The organism is Dyadobacter arcticus (assembly GCF_011762185.1).
Lineage (GTDB): Bacteria > Bacteroidota > Bacteroidia > Cytophagales > Spirosomataceae > Dyadobacter > Dyadobacter arcticus.
In genome coordinates this window covers 1130919-1149397 of sequence record NZ_JAASQJ010000001.1, presented here as the reverse complement: position 1 = coordinate 1149397, position 18479 = coordinate 1130919, and the positions used below count along the sequence as shown (strand labels likewise).

Annotated in this window: 8 protein-coding genes; all 8 read right to left on the bottom strand. The window is 44.5% G+C overall.

Features of this window, described 5'->3' with window-relative positions; translation table 11 throughout:
• Nucleotides 1-82: 82 nt before the first annotated feature.
• Nucleotides 83-2482 carry an ABC transporter permease gene (locus FHS68_RS04855; protein ID WP_167267729.1) on the bottom strand — a complete coding sequence of 800 codons (2400 nt, stop codon included), beginning with the start codon at nt 2480-2482 and terminating at the stop codon, nt 83-85.
• Between the two features lie 166 nt (nt 2483-2648).
• Complete coding sequence (locus tag FHS68_RS04850; protein ID WP_167267727.1) at nt 2649-5033, bottom strand: ABC transporter permease; 2385 nt, start codon at nt 5031-5033, stop codon at nt 2649-2651.
• 169 nt (nt 5034-5202) lie between these two features.
• Complete coding sequence (locus FHS68_RS04845) at nt 5203-5619, bottom strand: hypothetical protein (protein WP_167267725.1); 417 nt, start codon at nt 5617-5619, stop codon at nt 5203-5205.
• A 145-nt stretch (nt 5620-5764) separates the two neighbouring features.
• A complete protein-coding gene (locus tag FHS68_RS04840) occupies nt 5765-8140 on the bottom strand; it encodes an ABC transporter permease (protein ID WP_167267723.1) in 2376 nt (791 codons plus the stop codon).
• 189 nt (nt 8141-8329) lie between these two features.
• Complete coding sequence (locus FHS68_RS04835) at nt 8330-10762, bottom strand: ABC transporter permease (RefSeq protein WP_167267721.1); 2433 nt, start codon at nt 10760-10762, stop codon at nt 8330-8332.
• 128 nt (nt 10763-10890) lie between these two features.
• Nucleotides 10891-13293, bottom strand: a complete 2403-nt coding sequence (locus FHS68_RS04830; RefSeq protein ID WP_167267719.1) for an ABC transporter permease — start codon at nt 13291-13293, stop codon at nt 10891-10893.
• A 50-nt stretch (nt 13294-13343) separates the two neighbouring features.
• Entirely contained in the window at nt 13344-15755 is a 2412-nt protein-coding gene (locus FHS68_RS04825; protein ID WP_167267717.1) for an ABC transporter permease, read from the bottom strand.
• 187 nt (nt 15756-15942) lie between these two features.
• Entirely contained in the window at nt 15943-18384 is a 2442-nt protein-coding gene (locus FHS68_RS04820) for an outer membrane beta-barrel protein (protein ID WP_167267715.1), read from the bottom strand.
• Nucleotides 18385-18479 lie beyond the last annotated feature (95 nt).

The following is an 18479-nucleotide window of genomic DNA, read 5'->3' as shown; positions in this document are numbered from 1 at the left end:
TGGAAATTGAGAATTTTAGTATGCAAGAAGAAAATTCCGACCCTTTCCTCCCTCCTCCCCTTCTTCCCCTTATTCCAATTTTTCATTCACTCCTAAGCGACTTCACCGGGTTCATCAACGCTGCCCGGATTGCCTGGTAACTTACTGTCAAAACCGTGATCAGCGTGGCGCAGAAGGCGGCTGATGGGAATATCCACCATTGAATTACCGTATGGTATTTATAGGTTAATAACCAGTCGTTCAGGAAGTGATAGGCGATCGGGCTGGCGATCAGACAGGAAATGATAACCAGTAACACAAAGTCCTGGGACATCAGCTGCCACAGGTTAAGAATAGAAGCGCCAAGCACTTTTCGTACGCCAATTTCCTTGATCCGCTGCTCGGCAACGAATGAAGCCAGGCCGAAAAGGCCTAAACAGGATATGAAAACGGCCAGTCCGGCGAAAATGGCGGACAGTTTACCAATGCGCTCTTCTGAAGAAAATTTCTTTCCATACTCCTCATTTACAAACTGATATTCAAATGGCGCGGCGGGAACATGCTTTTTCAAAACAGCTTCCACAGCAGCAATGGATTCGGTGGCGCTTTTTGTTGGACTGAGCTTCACGTTCATAAAGCTGCTCGCCTTGCCTGTGAAATAAAATATCTGCTTCACCGGCTCATAAGGCGAGTCCATGATCATATCCTTGATAACCCCGATGATCGTATAATATTCCACCTCTTTTCCGAAACCCCATTGGACTACTTTACCCAGGGGCTCTTTGATCCCCATAAATTTAACTGCCGCTTCATTAACTACCAGCGCGGAAGAATCGGTACTAAATTCCTTTGAGAAATCACGACCTTCTTTGAATTTCCAGCCCACCGTTTTCCCGAAATCGCGGGTAACCCATATCGTTCCAAAGTCTGCCTGCAGATTAGGGTCCTTACCCGGCCAGCTAAATCCCCCGTTGTTGGACCATACGCCGGTCAGCGGACTGGAAGACAATGCCACCTCAGCAATTGCTCCCGAATTTTTCAAGTCAGACAAAATCAGATCTGCCTTTTCAGAAAATTCCGGTGCAGTGACCGAGGTCATGATTAGACCGTTGTGATCATAACCCAGCGGACGGTTTTTAGTATGCTGTATCTGCTGGTAAACAATGACGGTACCGATAATCAATGTGATGGAAACGGTGAATTGAAGAACAACCAATGCTTTCCTGGGAACCGACGCAAACTTGCCAGCCCGAAATGTTCCTTTAAGAACTTTGACAGGTTGAAAAGAAGACAAATACAATGCGGGATAACTTCCAGCAAGAAGGCCTGTGACGAAAATAAAAGTTGCGCTGATAATCCAGAAAACGGGCTGTGCCCAAGGGAATTCGATTTTTTTGAATGCAATTTCATTGAATGATGGTAGCAATGTAGTCGCCAGGATAACGGCGCAGAAAAAGGCGATAACCACGACCAGGTAAGATTCACTGAAAAATTGGTTGACGAGCTGGCCGCGAAGCGATCCGACTGCCTTGCGTATCCCCACTTCTTTGGCGCGTTTTTCAGATCTGGCTGTGCTGAGGTTCATAAAATTAATGCAAGCCAGCATCAGCACAAATACGCCGACAATTGAAAAAAGCCAAACATATTGGATGAAACCGCCACTATTAATCCCCTCAACCCAATTAGAGCGAAGGTGCCAGTTTCTCATTGGATGAAGGAAAATCTCCGGTTTCGATGCGATCTCATCCTTTCTCATTCTGTTGCGTTTGGAGAACTTAATCTTGGCGCTCAGCTTATCCATATTCACATGCTCGCCAACTTCTGCAAAAAGCTGAAACGAATTATTATCCCACTGGTTTTCGTCCCGCGCCCGTTTCACCCAGGGTTGCGAAGAAACAAACAGTTCCCAGGGTATGATGACCGCAAGGTCACGGAATTCTGTATTAAAAGGCAGGTCTTCATAGATACCAGTTACCCTGACATCCATCTTGTTATCTAACCGGAGCGTCTTGCCCATTGGGTCAGCAGTTCCGAAAAGCGCTGAAGCAGTTCTGGCGGATAGCATGATAGAATTTGTCTCTTTAAGCGCTCCATAATCGCCTTTCACCATTTCCAGCGAAAGCATTTCGGGCATCGCCACATCCATGAAGTGTCCGGATTTGGAAATTTTCTTTTCCCCATAAGCCAAAATATGCCCGCCTGCCCAGCTTACCATGGCCAAACGCTTGAAATCCGCTCCATAGCGGTTTTGCAATTCAGAGGCCAAAGGAATGGGGATGGACTTTTCAGTTCCCTTTGTGCCATTAAAAGATTGATGCTGCATCACCTGGGCCAGCCGATCGTAGTTGCGATGGTACCTGTCGTAAGTAAACTCATCATAGACCCAGAGGCCAATCAGCATTGCTATGGCCATACCCACAGCGAGCCCGCCAATGTTAATAGCAGAATAACCCTTGTTTTTCAAAAGGCTGCGGAAGGCGATTTTGAGGTAGTTGGAGAGCATATTAGAAAAGGGGAATAAGGAGTAAGGGGAGGAAAGGGATGAGGGAAAAAGGTTAAATAATTTGATCGACTATAATTAAAGGTTGGGTGATTAAGTGGCTGCCGGATTATAGGTGGCGAAAATTGAGAAAATAACCCTTCCTCTCTCCTCCCTTCCTCCAAATTTCCTATTCACTCCTCAGCGCCCTCACTGGATTCATCAATGCTGCCTTGATACTTTGAAAACTGACAGTCGCTATTGCGATCAGGACTGCTGATATTGCTGCTGCTGCGAACATCCACCATTCAATGTCAATACGGTAGGCAAATCCTTGCAGCCATTGGTTCATCAGCCACCATGCAACCGGCGATGCAATTACGATTGCGATGGCTACCAGTTTTAGAAAATCTTTGGATAACAAGCCGACAATTCCCGCAATGGAGGCCCCCAATACTTTCCTGACGCCGATTTCCTTGGTTCGCTGTTCAGCAGTGAATGTTGCCAGGCCGAATAAGCCCAGGCAAGAAATCAAGATCGCCAGCATTGAGAAATTCAGTACGATCTCTCCGGTACGCTGTTCGGTTTTATATAGCGTTTTCAATTCCTGATCTACAAAACCATAGCTGATCGGGTAATTCGGGTCATATTTTTTATAAACTTTCCCAATTTCCGCTAATGTGTTTTTCAAGGAACCTGGCTTTGTTTTGATTAGCAAACTGAAATAAAAATTGACAGGCCGGTACCTGAAAATAAAAGGTTCAATAGCTACTTGCAGCGGCCTGAAATGGAAGTCCTTAAAAACGCCTACAATCTTCCCCGCCGATCCCCAGAATTTAACGGTCTTGCCCAATGCGGATTCTGAAGTCCAGCCCATCCGTTTTGCAGCAGTTTCGTTTATGATGTAGTTGCCATTGGCGCCAGAGGTATCTGCGCTGATCCGATCAGAAAAATTGCGGCCGGCTGCGAGTGACATACCGGTGGTTTGGAGAAAATCTCCGTCGATGTTCATTTGGGTAATCAAAAACTCATCTTTAGGCGCCTGTCCTTCCCATTCAATTTTGGTGGAATTGGTAACGTCCACCAGATTGCTGGTTGTAGCGGAGGCACGTTCCACACCCGCCAAATGCATCATGTCCTGTTTGAATGCGATCGCCTTGCTTTTTAATTCTCCCTTCAGGCTGACAAACATCAATTGTGACTGATCAAAACCCAGCTTCTTGTTCTGGATAAAATTGAGCTGCTGGTATATCACAAGCGTCCCAATCGCCAATGCAATTGATAATGTGAATTGTCCGACGACCATCGACTGGCGAAAAGATTTTCCTGATTTTATATCAAAAACACCTTTTAAAACGCTCACGGGGCGAAATGCGGAAAGGAAAAAAGCGGGGTACAGTCCTGTCAGAAAACTAACCACCAATGTGATTGCGGTAAGTGCCAGCCAGAAATTTACCGATTCTATTGGCAAGCTTAACTGCTTACCCGACAATGTGTTAAAGGCAGGAAGATACGCCTGGGCTAAAATCAGCGCGACGCCCACCGCCGAAATCGTCATCAAAAAAGATTCGCTTAGAAACTGAATAATCAGGCTCGACTTTTGTGCGCCGACGGTCTTACGCACACCTACTTCCTTTGCCCGTTTGGAAGCACGAGCGGTGGCTAGGTTTACGAAATTCACAACTGCAATGAGCAGGATAATCAGGGCAACCGTCAGAAATATCCGCACATACAAGATTTCGCTGCGCTTCCCCCAATCGGTTTTAAAGTCGAATTTTGATTTGAGGTAAATGTCCGCCAGCGGCTGTAAAAGCAGCGTTACGTCATTTCCGTCCGTATATCGGTTAACCTGTAACTTGATTTTCTCTTCAAAAGATGCCGCATTCGTCTCCGGGCGAAGACGGATGTAGGTATGAAAATTATTGCTGTTCCATTTGTTGCTCCACTCGTCGATGCTCACCAGATAATTGAATGGCAGCAGTACATCGAATTGCAGGTGTGAATTCGCCGGTGGGTTTTTCGCCACACCAACCAATGTCAGCGCCTGATCATTGTTTAAGGAAACGGTTTTACCAATAATGGCTGCGCGCTTCCAGTTCGGACCAAACAAACGTCCGGCCATCACCTCGCTGATAATGACCTCATTGATTCCCCGGAATACCTTATTGACATTACCAGCCACGAGCGGAAACGTGAAAACCTTGAAAAACGAAGGATCAACGATCAGCATATTTTCGGATTCCGAAACCTGCTTTCCATTGGATAGTATCCCACTCCAAAGCCCGACACGCGCTGTTTCCATCACTTCCGGAAAATCCTTTGACATCGTGGGCGCCAGCGGCCCGGGCGTAACCGCTACCGTAGACAACCCGTCCGATTGCTTTTGCTTTTCGATCAGACGGTAAGTGCTATCGAAATGCACATGAAAGCGATCAAAAGAAAGCTCATCAAAAATATATAACCCTATCGCCAAACAGCAAGAAAGCCCAATAGACAACCCAGCAATATTAATCCCGGAATAAACCTTATTGTTCAGAACATTCCGGAGGGAGATTTTTATATAGTTTGTTAGCATGGGGGACAAGTGGCTTTTATACACGACAGCTTTTAGCCATATTATTAATTTTGTACCAAAACATTATATGTCTGATAATCAATTATTTATACTCAATACAAAAAAATTAGCTGTCCGAAATCGGACAGCTAACACATTTATTGGACTAACCTGAAAAGAAAGGCCTTTTCTAGTTATCAAAATAATGCAGAGTATTACCATACACAACAGTATCGTCTACCAAAATCGCATAAGCCCGATAATAGATGTTGTTGACACAAATTTGTGGCCCTTCCTTGTACTTTATCCCAGTTACGAAGGGTAAGTCAAACATTAATTTATAGTCAATATTAAGCTCCGGGACCGCATGCGTGGCGCTAAAACCGTTCCCGCTGACAACAACGCCGTATTCTTTAACCGCCGTAGTTCCAAGACTAACAATATCAACTGAAAAATAAGTACCACATTTTACCCGGGACGGAGGGGCTGTAACTTCAAGTGTTTTTAACTCAGGCAGAACGGATGGCATGTCATGATCCACGCAGGAGTTCGTAATCAGCAACAGTGATGCCAGCGTCATCATGAGAAAGGAGAGACGTTTTACCATTAGAGTAGCGTTTAAGTGAGTAGACAACGTTTTAAAATCCGGCAATTATGCAAAATATTCTTTTAAAGATCAAACATTTAACCCGATTTTAATCCAGTACTCGCGATTCGCTTCGCAATGTTTGTGGAACAAGGCTTTCGAAGTCCTACTCACTCCTCAGCGACTTCACCGGGTTCATCAGTGCTGCTTTGATGCTTTGGAAACTGATGGTTATTATGGCAATAGCGATTGTGCCAATGCTGGCAAAAAGATAAACCCAAACAGAAATCTGTATGCGGTAAGTGAAATCTTGCAACCATTTGTCCATAAAATAACGGGACACGGGAAGCGCAATGATGATTGAAATGCATATCAACTTTACAAAATCTTTGGAAAGCAACGCTACTATCCCAGCCACTGAGGCGCCCAAAACTTTTCTGATACCAATTTCCTTTGTTCTGTTTTCGGCGGTGAATGTTACCAGACCAAAAAGCCCCATGCCGGCAATGAAAATCGCCAAAGCAGTGAAGACAGCGAACATTTTTGACATTCTGATTTCTGTTTTAAAAGTCTTATTAAAAGCATCGTCAAGAAAATAGTACTCGAAAGGCTTTTCAGGATAGTATTTTGCAAATATCTCACCTATGGCCTTTACCTTTTCTTTTGTATCTGTCCTTGGATCTAGGCGTGTGTAAAGTATCCCGTTAGAACCGAATGATTTACCAAAGTTTGTGGTATCGTTCGCAACAATCAGTCCCATAGGCTTGATACCGTCCTGTGGGGAAGTAAAGTGAAAGTTCTTCAAAACTCCGGCAACTTCTTCCATTTCTGGGACAGTCTTACCAATCGGATTTTTTTGAATACCTAATTCCTTCACAGCTACCTCATTAAGAAACATGTGACTGCGACTTTTAAATGTCCCGGGTACTGGGGCAATTTTCCATTCCAATCCCAATGTTTTTACAAAATATTCATCAGTGACATAATTCACTAAACTGACATCCTTCATTGTACCCGGACTTTTGAGAAACCAAATGTTATAGCCTTCAAAAAGTCCGCTGCTTGCAATAGAGGCACTTTGTACACCCACCTGGCCTGCAATTTCATCTCTTAATGTAAACAAGCTTCTTGAAGCATTCTCTGTCAACGGAATGGATAAAACCTGATCCTTTTGCAAGCCGAGCTTCTTGTTTTGCATATAAGTGACCTGATTCTTAACTACAAGGCTGCACACAATAAGTGCTATGGAAACTGTGAATTGAAATACCATAAACATTTTCCTGATCCCTGCTCCCTTTTGACCACCAGCAAAACGTCCTTTGAGAACATCCAAAGGCGCAAAGCCCGAAAGTATCATGGCTGGGTAACTTCCGGCCACAAGCACGGTTATGCAGAAAAGCGTCGCTAGAAACCCAAGAAATGTGGGCGATAGAAGGAACGAGATGTCTATCCGGAGATCGAGTAATTCATAAAATGAATTACGCAAAATTTCAACCAACACAAAAGCAAGTAAGAAAGCAAGAATGCATACCAGTACCGACTCGGCGTAAAATTGCTGTACAAGCCCTTTTCTTCCCGAGCCAATCACTTTCCGTACGCCGACCTCCTTGGCACGCACGGTTGCACGGGCAGTCGTCAAACTCATGTAGTTAAACAGCGCAAGAGACAAAATCAACACCGCGATCCCGGCAAAAATATAGATCAGCTTCGTATTTCCTGGATCCTTGGCATTATTCCCCAGATGTATAGTTGTTAAATTTTCAAGTGAATAAGTGGTCTGCTCAGCTATGCTCCTTTTTTCTTTCTCGACCTTGTTGATTGTGTTCTCGACGCTCGCAACATTTTTTTCAGAATTCAACAACAGGTAAGTATTGAAATTCCCACCCGCGGCCCATTTAGCTTTGTCTACACCATTCAAGAATGGGAACGCATCAATGGGCACCAGAAAGTCAAAATTCAGGGAGGAATTAGAGGGCGTGTTTTCTGCAACACCGGTGACTTGCAGTATTTTCCCTCCGTCGTATATTAATGTCTTGCCGACCGGGTCATCACTTCCAAAGTATTTTTCGGCAATTGTCTCCGAAATGACTACGCTGTTAGGCTTATCTAAAGCCTGATCAGGATTTCCTTCTTTTAATTTAAAGGAAAAGACTTTAAAAATTGAAGAATCCGCATATAGGAAATGCTCTTCAAAGAACATTTCTGTTGGTTTTTCAGGATTCTTGATAACTGCCTTGCCGTGAGCCTGCATTAGCCTAACATAGTCCACCACGCCAGCATTTCCTGCCTTGATGGCCGGTCCAAACGCGGTAGGAAATGCGGCCAGTTTCAAATCATTCTCTCCAATTTTGGCTTGACCGGTAATTCTGAAAATGCGCTGATGATTGCTGTGAAACCGATCATAGCTCAGTTCGTGCATCACAAACAAAAAAATCAACGCCGAAACCGCCATCCCCAAAGCCAGACCAACAATGTTGATCAGGGAGTAAGTTGCATTTTTAGTCAGATTACGAAATGCGATTTTAAAATAATTTAGAAGCATAGTATGTGGTATTTTAAAGGGTGACAAGGTTAATGGAGGAAAGGGAGGAGGAAGGAAAGGGAGGAGGAAGGAAAGGGAGGAGGAAGGAAAGGGAGGAGAGAGGAACTGTTAAAAGAGAAGACCTTAAAAAAAACCTTCATCCCCTTACTCCCCTTCCTCCCCTTCCTCCCCTTCCTCCTTTCCCTCCCCTTATTCCGACCTCAGCGACTTCACCGGGTTCATCAGTGCTGCTTTGATGCTTTGGAAACTTACTGTTGCGAAAGCGATAAAGATGGCCATGGCTGCACCAGAGGCGAACATCCACCAGCTGATGGCAACTTTATACTCAAAATCCTGTAACCATTTATCCATTAAATACCAGGCTACCGGTGATGCCAGCAGGATTGCGATGAATACCAGAATGAGAAAATCTTTGGAAAGGAGTCCTACAATGCCTGCTACGGATGCGCCCAACACTTTTCTTACACCAATCTCTTTCATGCGCTGCTGTGCCATAAATGTTGCCAGGCCGAAAAGTCCGAGACATGCAATGAAAATGGACAGACCTGCGAAAATTTGATATAATAAGGTTATCTGGCGCTCCTGCTTGTAAAAATCCTCGATACTTGTGTCGAAGAATTTACCTTGGATCGCGACTTCCGGAAACACACTTGCATAGGCTTTTTCAATGCTTTCGACTGCTTTTGAAATGTTGCCTGTGCGGATTTTAATACCTCCCTGCCAGTAATACTGCGGCCCAGGAATGATCATAATCGGTGCGATTGCCTCACGGGCAGAATGGTCCTTGAAATCTTTGACGACACCTACAATCGGTTGCCATTTTCCACCCCCAATCTTGACATTCATACCTACCCCCTGCTTCGGATCTTTAATGCCGACTTTCCTGAGGAATGTTTCATTCACCACGCAAGAGCCGGTAGAATCGCCCCTTTCGTAGGCCTTACCTGCGGCAAACTGCAATCCGAAAGTTTCGAAATAGTCCTGGTCGGCGAATTTATTGGAGATCTGAAAATCTTCATCCGTGCCCTTATTCCCAAAAGCGAAGTTGCTCGACCAGTTATTGCTCGAAGATGGCACATCGGAAGAAAAGCTGACGGATTGAATGTCGGGATTTTGTAAAAGCTCATTTTTAAAGGATTGGAACCGGCTAGTATAGGCCTCGTCAAGGTTAACGGAGTAGACGCCTTCTTTGACAAATCCCAGATCGAGCTTGCTCACAAAATCCATCTGGGTTACCGTTACAATGGTACCAACGACTAGTATCTGCGAAACCCCGAATTGCAAGACAATCAATAGCTTTTGCAACGAAACACCTCCAAGCGACCTGTTAGCCACCCTGCTTTTGATCGCTTCGATCGGCTGGAAACCTGACATGACGATGGCTGGATAAAAGCCGGCAACAAAGCTGACCAAAAGTGATAAAGCTAGCACAAACAGCCATATTTCGGGATTACTTATGACCGGCAATTCAGCCGGAACCTCTGAAATAAGACTCAGGAGTGGCATACTTAATATCGCTATGACAATACCAAGTGCCACTGATAACCCCACAATTAAAACTGTTTCACTTAAAAACTGGCTGATGAGCTCGGGACGGCTACTGCCCAAAACCTTTCTGACACCGACTTCTCTGGATCGGCGGGCCGACTGTACGGTTGCGAGATTAATAAAATTGATGCACGCCATGGAAATGATCAGGATGCCGATCACGACCAGTGTCCAAAGTACGCCTCTGCTGATGCTGTGCCCGGTAAAATTGTTGAGCCTGCCATCGTAATGTTGCTCGGATAAAGGAGTTAGGAATTGCGAGACTTTGGAGTTGCTTTTTTCATCTTTATAGTGTTTCGTGATGAAACCCGGGAATTGATTTTCAATGGTTTTTACAGAAACATTTTTTGGCAAAAGAACAAAAAGCTGATCATTACTGCTGGTACTGCCCCAATTATCGAAACCTCCCCAACCGAATGATAGCGGCTGTTTCCGTTTGCTTTCGTAAGACACCACAATATCAACAGGCATATCTGTATTCAGCGGCGGGTTTTCCAAAATGCCACCTACTTTCATGATCGTTTTGTTGTTGATCTTCAAATACTGCCCTACCGCATCCTGCCATTTACCAAAGTATTTCTCAGCTTTTCTTTGAGACAGTACGATCACATTCGGTTCTTTCAAAACTGATTTTGAACCGGTTAACCAAGCGTAATCAAACAGATCGAAAAATTCCGGGACGGTAGCTATTCCTTCATCTTCCTCTTTAAATTTCTTATCCGTTGTCTGGCTGTCCGCATCTTTTCCCAGGACCGTTACCTGTGGATCAAGGGTACCATAAACGGGTACGATGGTACCCATTTGCGGGATATCCACTTTCAAAGCAGCCTCGTATGGGAGTGGATTGCCTGGCGTATAGTCGATCTGCCCGGTTAGAAATTCCGTCTTTCTGGCAATCCGGTAAATCTGGTCGTAGTTTTTATGAAATGTATCAAAACCAGACTCATACGTATAAACGACATACAAAAGCAAACACGCCGCCACGCCCACAGAAAGGCCAAGGACATTCAGGATGGTGTAATTCCGATAGCGAAGCAAAGTTCGGAAAGCGATTTTTAGGTGGTTCTTGAACATGGTAAAAGATTAAAGGTAAATAGGTTTGGAAGGAAAGGGAGGAAGGGAGGAAGGGAGGAAGGGAGGGAGATTAGTAATTCTTTGACTTTCTCCTCTTTCTCCCTTTCCTCCCTCCTCCTTTTTAACCCCTACTCTGATTTCAGCGACCTCACCGGATTCATCAATGCTGCTTTAATACTTTGGAAGCTGATTGTAAACAGGGCGATGGCAATGGAAATGATTCCCGCCAGGCCAAAAACCCACCAATTGATTTCGGTATGATATGCAAAGTCCTGCAACCAGGTGTGCATACCGTACCAGGCAATGGGGGATGCGATCACGATTGCAATAAGTACCAGTTTCAAAAAATCCTGAGATAATAATGTGACAATACTTCCAACAGACGCACCTAAAACTTTTCTAACGCCAATTTCTTTGGTACGAAGCTCAGCCATAAACATTGACAGACCAAGCAACCCCAGGCAAGATATGAAGATGGCTATGCATGCGAAAATTCCGAAAAGCATTTGCTGAGTTTGCTCCGTTGCATACAATTTCCCGAAACGCTGATCCAGGAATTCGTATTGAAAAGGCGTTTGCGGAAACCGCTCGTTCCAGACAGACTCAATGTGGCTGATGGCTTGTTTGAGATTGCCGCCTGCCACATGGACGGAAACCCTTCTCAGGCTTCCGGACTGGTAGTACATAGCAATAGGCGCTACTTTCTGATGTAATGATTCGAAATGATAATCTTTGGTGACACCGATAATCTGTCCACGCGCATCAGCATATCCGAACCTGGCACCAATGGCTTCTCCGGGAGTTTTCCAACCCAAAAGTTTGACTGCTGTTTCGTTCAGGATAAAACCGGAAGTTTTGTCGGTCGTAAAATCTCTGGAAAGATTCCGGCCGGCAGCCATTTTAATTTGATATGCCGGGATGAAATCCTCGTCGATAGCCAGGAATTTGATGATAATGTCAGCTGAGGCGAGGGAATCACCCTTCATGACAAAAGCTTCCTGGGAATCCAGCAGGCGTCCCGAAGGAATACGTGAGGAACGGCCAACCTCCTTAATATTTATATTTTCCTTTAACCGGTCTCTGACGCTTTCAAAATTGGTAGCTGAATCGTCGGCCATGCTAAACACAACGACCTGATCCTTGGAATAACCTAACTTATAATTCCTAATGTAGCGCATTTGATTGTAAACCACCGTGGTACTGATAATGAGCACGACCGCAATGGCAAACTGCGCGACAACCAATATTTGTCTTAATTTTCCATTCTTCAATGCAGAGGCAATTTTGCCTTTCAAGACGGCAATTGGTTGAAAAGATGTCATGAAAAAAGCAGGATAGCTACCTGCGATCACGCCCGTAAAGAGGGTTATCCCAATTAAAACGGATAGAAAAACAGGATCCAGCAACGCGCGGACTGTCAATTCTTTTTGTGTAAAGTTGTTCAATGCGGGTAAGCATAACACGACCAGAACGATCGCGATTACGACGGAAACTAATACCAATAATACCGATTCGCTTAAAAACTGATTGATCAGCTGGGAACGAACTGCGCCAATTACTTTCCGCATCCCGACTTCTTTAGCACGGGTTGCCGATTTTGCGGTCGCCAGGTTCATGTAATTGATACAGGCAATGATCAGGATAAATAAAGCAATGGCCGAAAACAGGTATACATATTGAATATCCCCATTGGCCTCCATTTCAGAATCCAGGTGTGAATAGAGGTGTATATCCGTTAGTTTCATCAAATTCAAAACCGAATATTTGGATGCATCCTTCTCAATGTGCCTGTTTTGGAATGCTGGAAATGCTTTTGTCAGCTTTTGTGGGTCGTATCCTTTGGGCAGAAGCAAAAAAGTAGAAAATGAATTGTTACCCCAATTGCTTCTTAGTCCTTCAGCACCATAAACCCTATCATCATTCAAAGTTGAAAATGAAACCAGAAAGTTAGGGTGAAAGTGAGATTGCGCCGGAAGTGGTTCAAAAACACCTGTAACGGTATAATCAAGTTGATTGTCCAGCCTGACGACCTTACCGATCGGATCTTCTCTCCCAAAATATTTCTCAGCCATAGGCTTTGAAAACATGATCGAGAAAGGGTTTTCCAGCGCTTTATCTGGATTCCCCTGCTCTACTTTGAAAGTGAAGACTTTAAAGATGTTCTTTTCTGCGGCGAACATATTCTCCTCATTGAAAAGTTTGTCGCCATACTTAACCAATGCACTGGCATCCAAAAGCCGCACAACCTGCTCAACCTCAGGAAAATCTTGCTGAATAAGCGGTCCAAATGGCGGGGCCGCGTGCCCCAAACGCAAAGATTCGGTTCCATCCTTGGAAAGGAAGGTCCTCGCCAGACGATAAATGCGATCGGCATTCTGATGATGCCGGTCGTAGCTCAACTCATCTTTCACATAAAGAGCCAACAACAAAAAGCAGGTAAGACCAATGGCAACACCGGCAATATTGATAAAACTGAATGCCTTGTGTTTTAGCAAGGTCCGAAGTGCGATTTTTAGATAGCTTTTTAACATGGCGGTTTTGGCGGTTAGTTTTCTTGGCTTTCTGCTTTTAAGCTTTTAGCTTACTCGCTCCTCAATGACTTCACCGGATCGGCCAGTGCTGCTTTGATGCTTTGGAAGCTGATCGTCAACAATGTGATCATCATGGCGATCAAAGCTGCCAATGCAAAAACCCAGATGTCAATTTGAATTCGGTAGGCGAAGTCTTTAAGCCAATTGCTCATAAAATACCACGCAACAGGCGAGGCCAGGACAATGGCTATCATGATTAGTTTCAGGAAATCCTTTGAAAGCAGCATGACGATGCTGGCGACTGAAGCGCCAAGCACTTTTCTGACGCCAATTTCTTTGGTGCGCTGATGGGCGATAAAAGCAATCAGGGCAAATAATCCGAGGCAGGAAATCAGTACCGTAATGGCCGAAAATATTTTGAGTACCGCAGAAATCTTATTCTCCGCCTTATAAATTTCGTCAAATTCCTGATCCAGAAAGTGGTATTCAAATGGACGCAAAGGATAATTTTCCTTCCAGGTCTTCCTAAGAACTTCGATAGCTTCGGCCGCATCATTGCCCGAAACCTTCACCATTATTTTACCAAAATAATCGTATTCAGGAATAATGGCTATCGCGCCGATCTTCTCGTGCAATGACCTAAAATGAAAATTTTGCGCTACACCTTTTATTTTTCCGCGCCTGCCGTTCATATTCACACCCTTTCCGATGGCTTGGGCGGGAGTCCAGCCCAATGCTTTCACTGCCGATTCGTTCAGAATAAACGCATAAGACCGTAGTTGGAAGCTATCTTTGGTAGCCTGAAGAATATCGGTATCATTGAAGTTCTCTCCTGCAACCAGTTTCATCCCAATAGCAGGTACGAAATCCTTTTCGACTGGAATGGCGGTAATGTTCATGCCTGCATTTTCCGGCTTGTCATTTGCGGCTATGAAGTAACCGCCCTGAACATTCAACGGAGAATCATAAGATGCCGTCACGGACTTGACCTTCGCATTACCCAGCAATTCCGCTTTAATCGTCGCCAGTTTGCCTGCCGCGATTCCCGAGTTGAGGTCCATCACAATGATCTGTGAAGGGTTTAAGCCAAGATTTTTATGCTGGATATAATAAAGCTGCTGGTTCGCTATGATCGTGGCGATGATAAATAGCATGGAGATTGAAAATTGAAGGACTACCAGAAAACTCCGCAATCCTCCCCCACCCGACGCCGACAACATGCTTCCTTTTAAAACCCGGATCGGCTCAAAACGTGAGAGTACCGCGGCCGGGTAAGCTCCGGATAAAAGGGTTACCAAAATCATCAGCAATGTTAACACCCATGTAAACGAGTAGCCAGGCCAAACTGCCAGATCGAGGACATTGCCCGTCAATACGCTTAACGCGGGAAGGCAAATGATGGCGATTAAAACACCTAAAATGGTCGCTGCAACAGTGATAATGGCACTTTCGAAGAGATGTTGCCGGAATAATTGCATTCGCACCGCACCCATTACTTTGCGTACACCAACTTCCCGCGCTCGGATGGCGGACCGCGCGGTTACCAGGTTCACAAAATTGATGCAGGCAATAAGAAGGATCAAAAAAGCAACGCCCGCAAGGACATATATGTATTTGTAATCGCCAGCGGCCTCCAGGCCGCTGCCCGCTTTGGAGTAGAGATGGATATCATGAAAAGCTTCCAGTTCCAGCCTTACTTTGGATGAAGGATTTTGCGGATCATTCAGGTTTTTAGCCGTAAAACCATCAACCTTTGCCTGCAATGCTTTCACAGAAGCGTTGGGCCGAAGCAGGAGATAGGTATAATCGTTGGCAGAATCGAAAGCTTCGGTTTTAGAACGCGGTAAGGTGCTGTAACTGGCCAGCCAATTGAATTTAATGTGAGAGTAAGACGGCACATTTTTCACCACGCCGGTAATCAGCATGGTATATTTCTCGCTCATTCTAATGGATTTGCCCAATGCACTTCCATTACCGAAATATTTTCTGGCAGTAGTTTGATCCACCACAACAGAGTTAGGCTGCGAAAGGGCCGTTAACGGATCTCCTTCGACAAATGGAAAAGTGAATATTTGGAAGAAAGAAGAGTCGGCAAAGATTACCTGCTTCTCGTTGTAAAACTGGTTTTTGTATTGAACCGGCACTGCGCCGTGTACGCTGAGCGCATAGAGCCGGACAGCACTTTTTACTTCCTCAAATTCCCTCGAAAAAACAGGTGCAACCGCGGTAGGCGTGATTGCTAAATATTCCGGCACGCCTTCTCCGGATTGGTAGAATAAATTAACCCGGACTATTTTTTCGCCATTTTCCTGAAAACGATCATATCGTACTTCATGCAGGATATAAGTCGCCAAGAGCAGAAAGCAACCAATGCCAATCGCCAGGCCTGAAATGCTTACAAAAGAATTCGTCTTGTATTTCCAAAGACTGCGAAACGCTATGTTGAGATAGTTTCTAAGCATAGGTCTTTGTTTAACAAATTTATGCCAAAATGTTAACCAACTTAAATTCAGTCAGTTAACAACAAATTACCGTTCAAAATCGGACAGTTTTTGTTCAGAGCAATTTTGTCCATTAGTATCGGACAACGTTGTTGGATACTAATGGACAGGTTTGTGCAAATGAATTATCGTCAGGAATCGTAATTACCTAATTCCCGCTTTGCACGTCGTCATTGCGGATACCTCTTTTGTTCTTTTTAATCGCTTCCTTTAGTTTGCCAAATTTGTAGTTGAGGCTCAGATTGAATGAGCGGAAGTAATCCCGTCTGTAATCAATCTGACTGAAATCAGGACCTGAGGTTAGCCTTTCGAATTTCCTGAACTTGGTGAAGGGATTATTCGCAGCGGCAGAAAAGGTGAGCTTGTCCTTTACAATATCCTTGCTGATGCTAAATGAAGAGCTGATCATAGCGTTAGAGCTTCCCTGTAAGTTGATTCCACGGCCGTTAGCATTCAGGTTTGCATTAACCCGCCAGTCTTTTTCCAATTTATATCCCGTTGACACTGCGATTTGGTGCATGATGCCGCTGTTGGTAACTTCTACCCCGTTCACAATACCCCGCACTTTACCATGCGCAACCCTGGAATTGATGCTAAAATTCCACTTTTTAGTGATCGGGTAATTTACATTCAGGTTGGCCATGATCAAACGCGCCATGCCTGTGTTTCCGAAGGTAGTCCTTGTAATGTTCGTTTCGGGATTGTAAACAGCTACTTGAAAAATGAGGTCCCTGAAATGGGTGAATCCGACACCAAAGTTCACAGAAGCTTTTTTCGATTTGCTAAAACCCAATTGTAGATCATTCACCAGAGCAGGACGTAAGCCAGGGTTACCGGTTCTTTCGAAACTGGGGTTAGAACGGTCGATAAAGGGATTGAGCTGGTAAATCCCCGGGCGCTGAATGCGCTGGGCATATCCAAAATTCAGTCCCGCATCATTTTTCAATTTCCGGTTGACGGATACCGAAGGAATCACGTTAAAGTAATTTTGCTTTACTTTCGAATCGGTTGAGATGAAGTCAGCGTTCACAATCGTTTGCTCAATCCTGGCACCGGCTTTGATACCCCATGTTTTGAAATTGTATTGATACGTATTGTAGGCCCCGAAAACATTCTGCGTATTGTTAAACCGGTTACTCAGACCGGGATTGATCACATATGCACCGGTTTCAGGATCGAGTGAGCTGTATTGAAAATCACTCTTGTTATCCCGCATGATGCCTTTCAAACCCGCTTCGATGTTAAGCTTTTTCATCGGATACACATAATCAACCTGGAAAGTCTGCTCCGAAAAGCTTTGGTCATTGATCTGCCGGTAATCCAGAATGTCGTAATTGATCCGCTCGGAAATGTCCAGCTTATTATTTTGATTATTATTAAAACCAAAATACCGGTAGGAGAATGTCAGCAACCGATTTTTGTCGGCTTTGAAACCCTTTTGATAATTTAGCGCGGCATCCATTCCATTGCCACGGTTACGGTTATTGTTGTTGACAAAATATCTTTCCAGTATTTCACTGGTACCATTCAACTCAGAAGACTGAAAGCCGGAAGTTGTGCCATTGCTTCCGTTGAAGTTGATTTGGGCACTGACCAAATTCAATGTATCCAGCTCATACGTAGCTTCATAACCAATATACCCGCTGATGTTCCGCTCTTTCGCTTCACCCATTTGAAAAATGCTGGTGGGTTGTTCTCCCCTGGTCTGCCTGCTCACATTGTTACGTGTGGACGGGGTTTTATATTGGTTTCCACCAGCCAATACAGTCATTCCAAATTTTCCCAGCTTGGCTGAAAATGATCCGCCCAAGCCAGGCCCGCCGATTGGGAACCGCTCGCTGACATTGATCGTACCATTGTAGCCGTTATCAATGTTCTTATGAGTTATGATGTTAATGATCCCTGCCAATCCCTCCGCATCATACTTGGCGGGAGGCGTCGTGATCACTTCAATACGTTCAATAGAGGACGCAGGCATACTTCTCAAAACTTCGCGGTAATTCCTTTCCATCATACTGGAAGGTTTACCATTAATAAGGATTTTAAAGTCTGCGTTGCCTTTCAAAAAGATATTATCACTTGCGTCAAGTGATATAAAAGGCAGCTTGCGCATCATTTCCAAAACACTGTACACTTTGCTTTCCGGATCGGCCTGCATATCGTAAGAAATACGGTCAATTTCTTGTTTAACAATGGGTTTAAGCGTCGTAACTGTAACCTCTTTTAATCCCAATGTCGCGGAACTGATCGCTATTGTACCTAGATTCAACGCTGTTTTGGTACTATCGCTCAGGTCAATTTCCATCGTTTTTGTATTGTATCCCACGCCAACAAAAACAATTACATATTTCGCAGGTTTGAGGTTACTAAATGCAAATGATCCGTCTGATTTGCTAAAATCCGCTTTCACTGCGGTGGTTTTATTCAACATAAGATTGACTGTGATGAAGTCCATCGGTTTTTTACTGGCAGAGTCCGCAATGATACCCACAACGCGGCTTCCTCCGCCCGCAGACTGTCCAAATGACGTGTTGACACATAACAACCCCGAAATCAGGATTGCTAAAACAATTAGGAGTAAAGATTTCATAGAGAAAATTTTTTGATGGCTAATAGATTTCAAAGGCATAAGGCCTCCAGCAAGAGATTTTGTCTCTTTTAAAACTTGGTGGCAAAACTGAAATT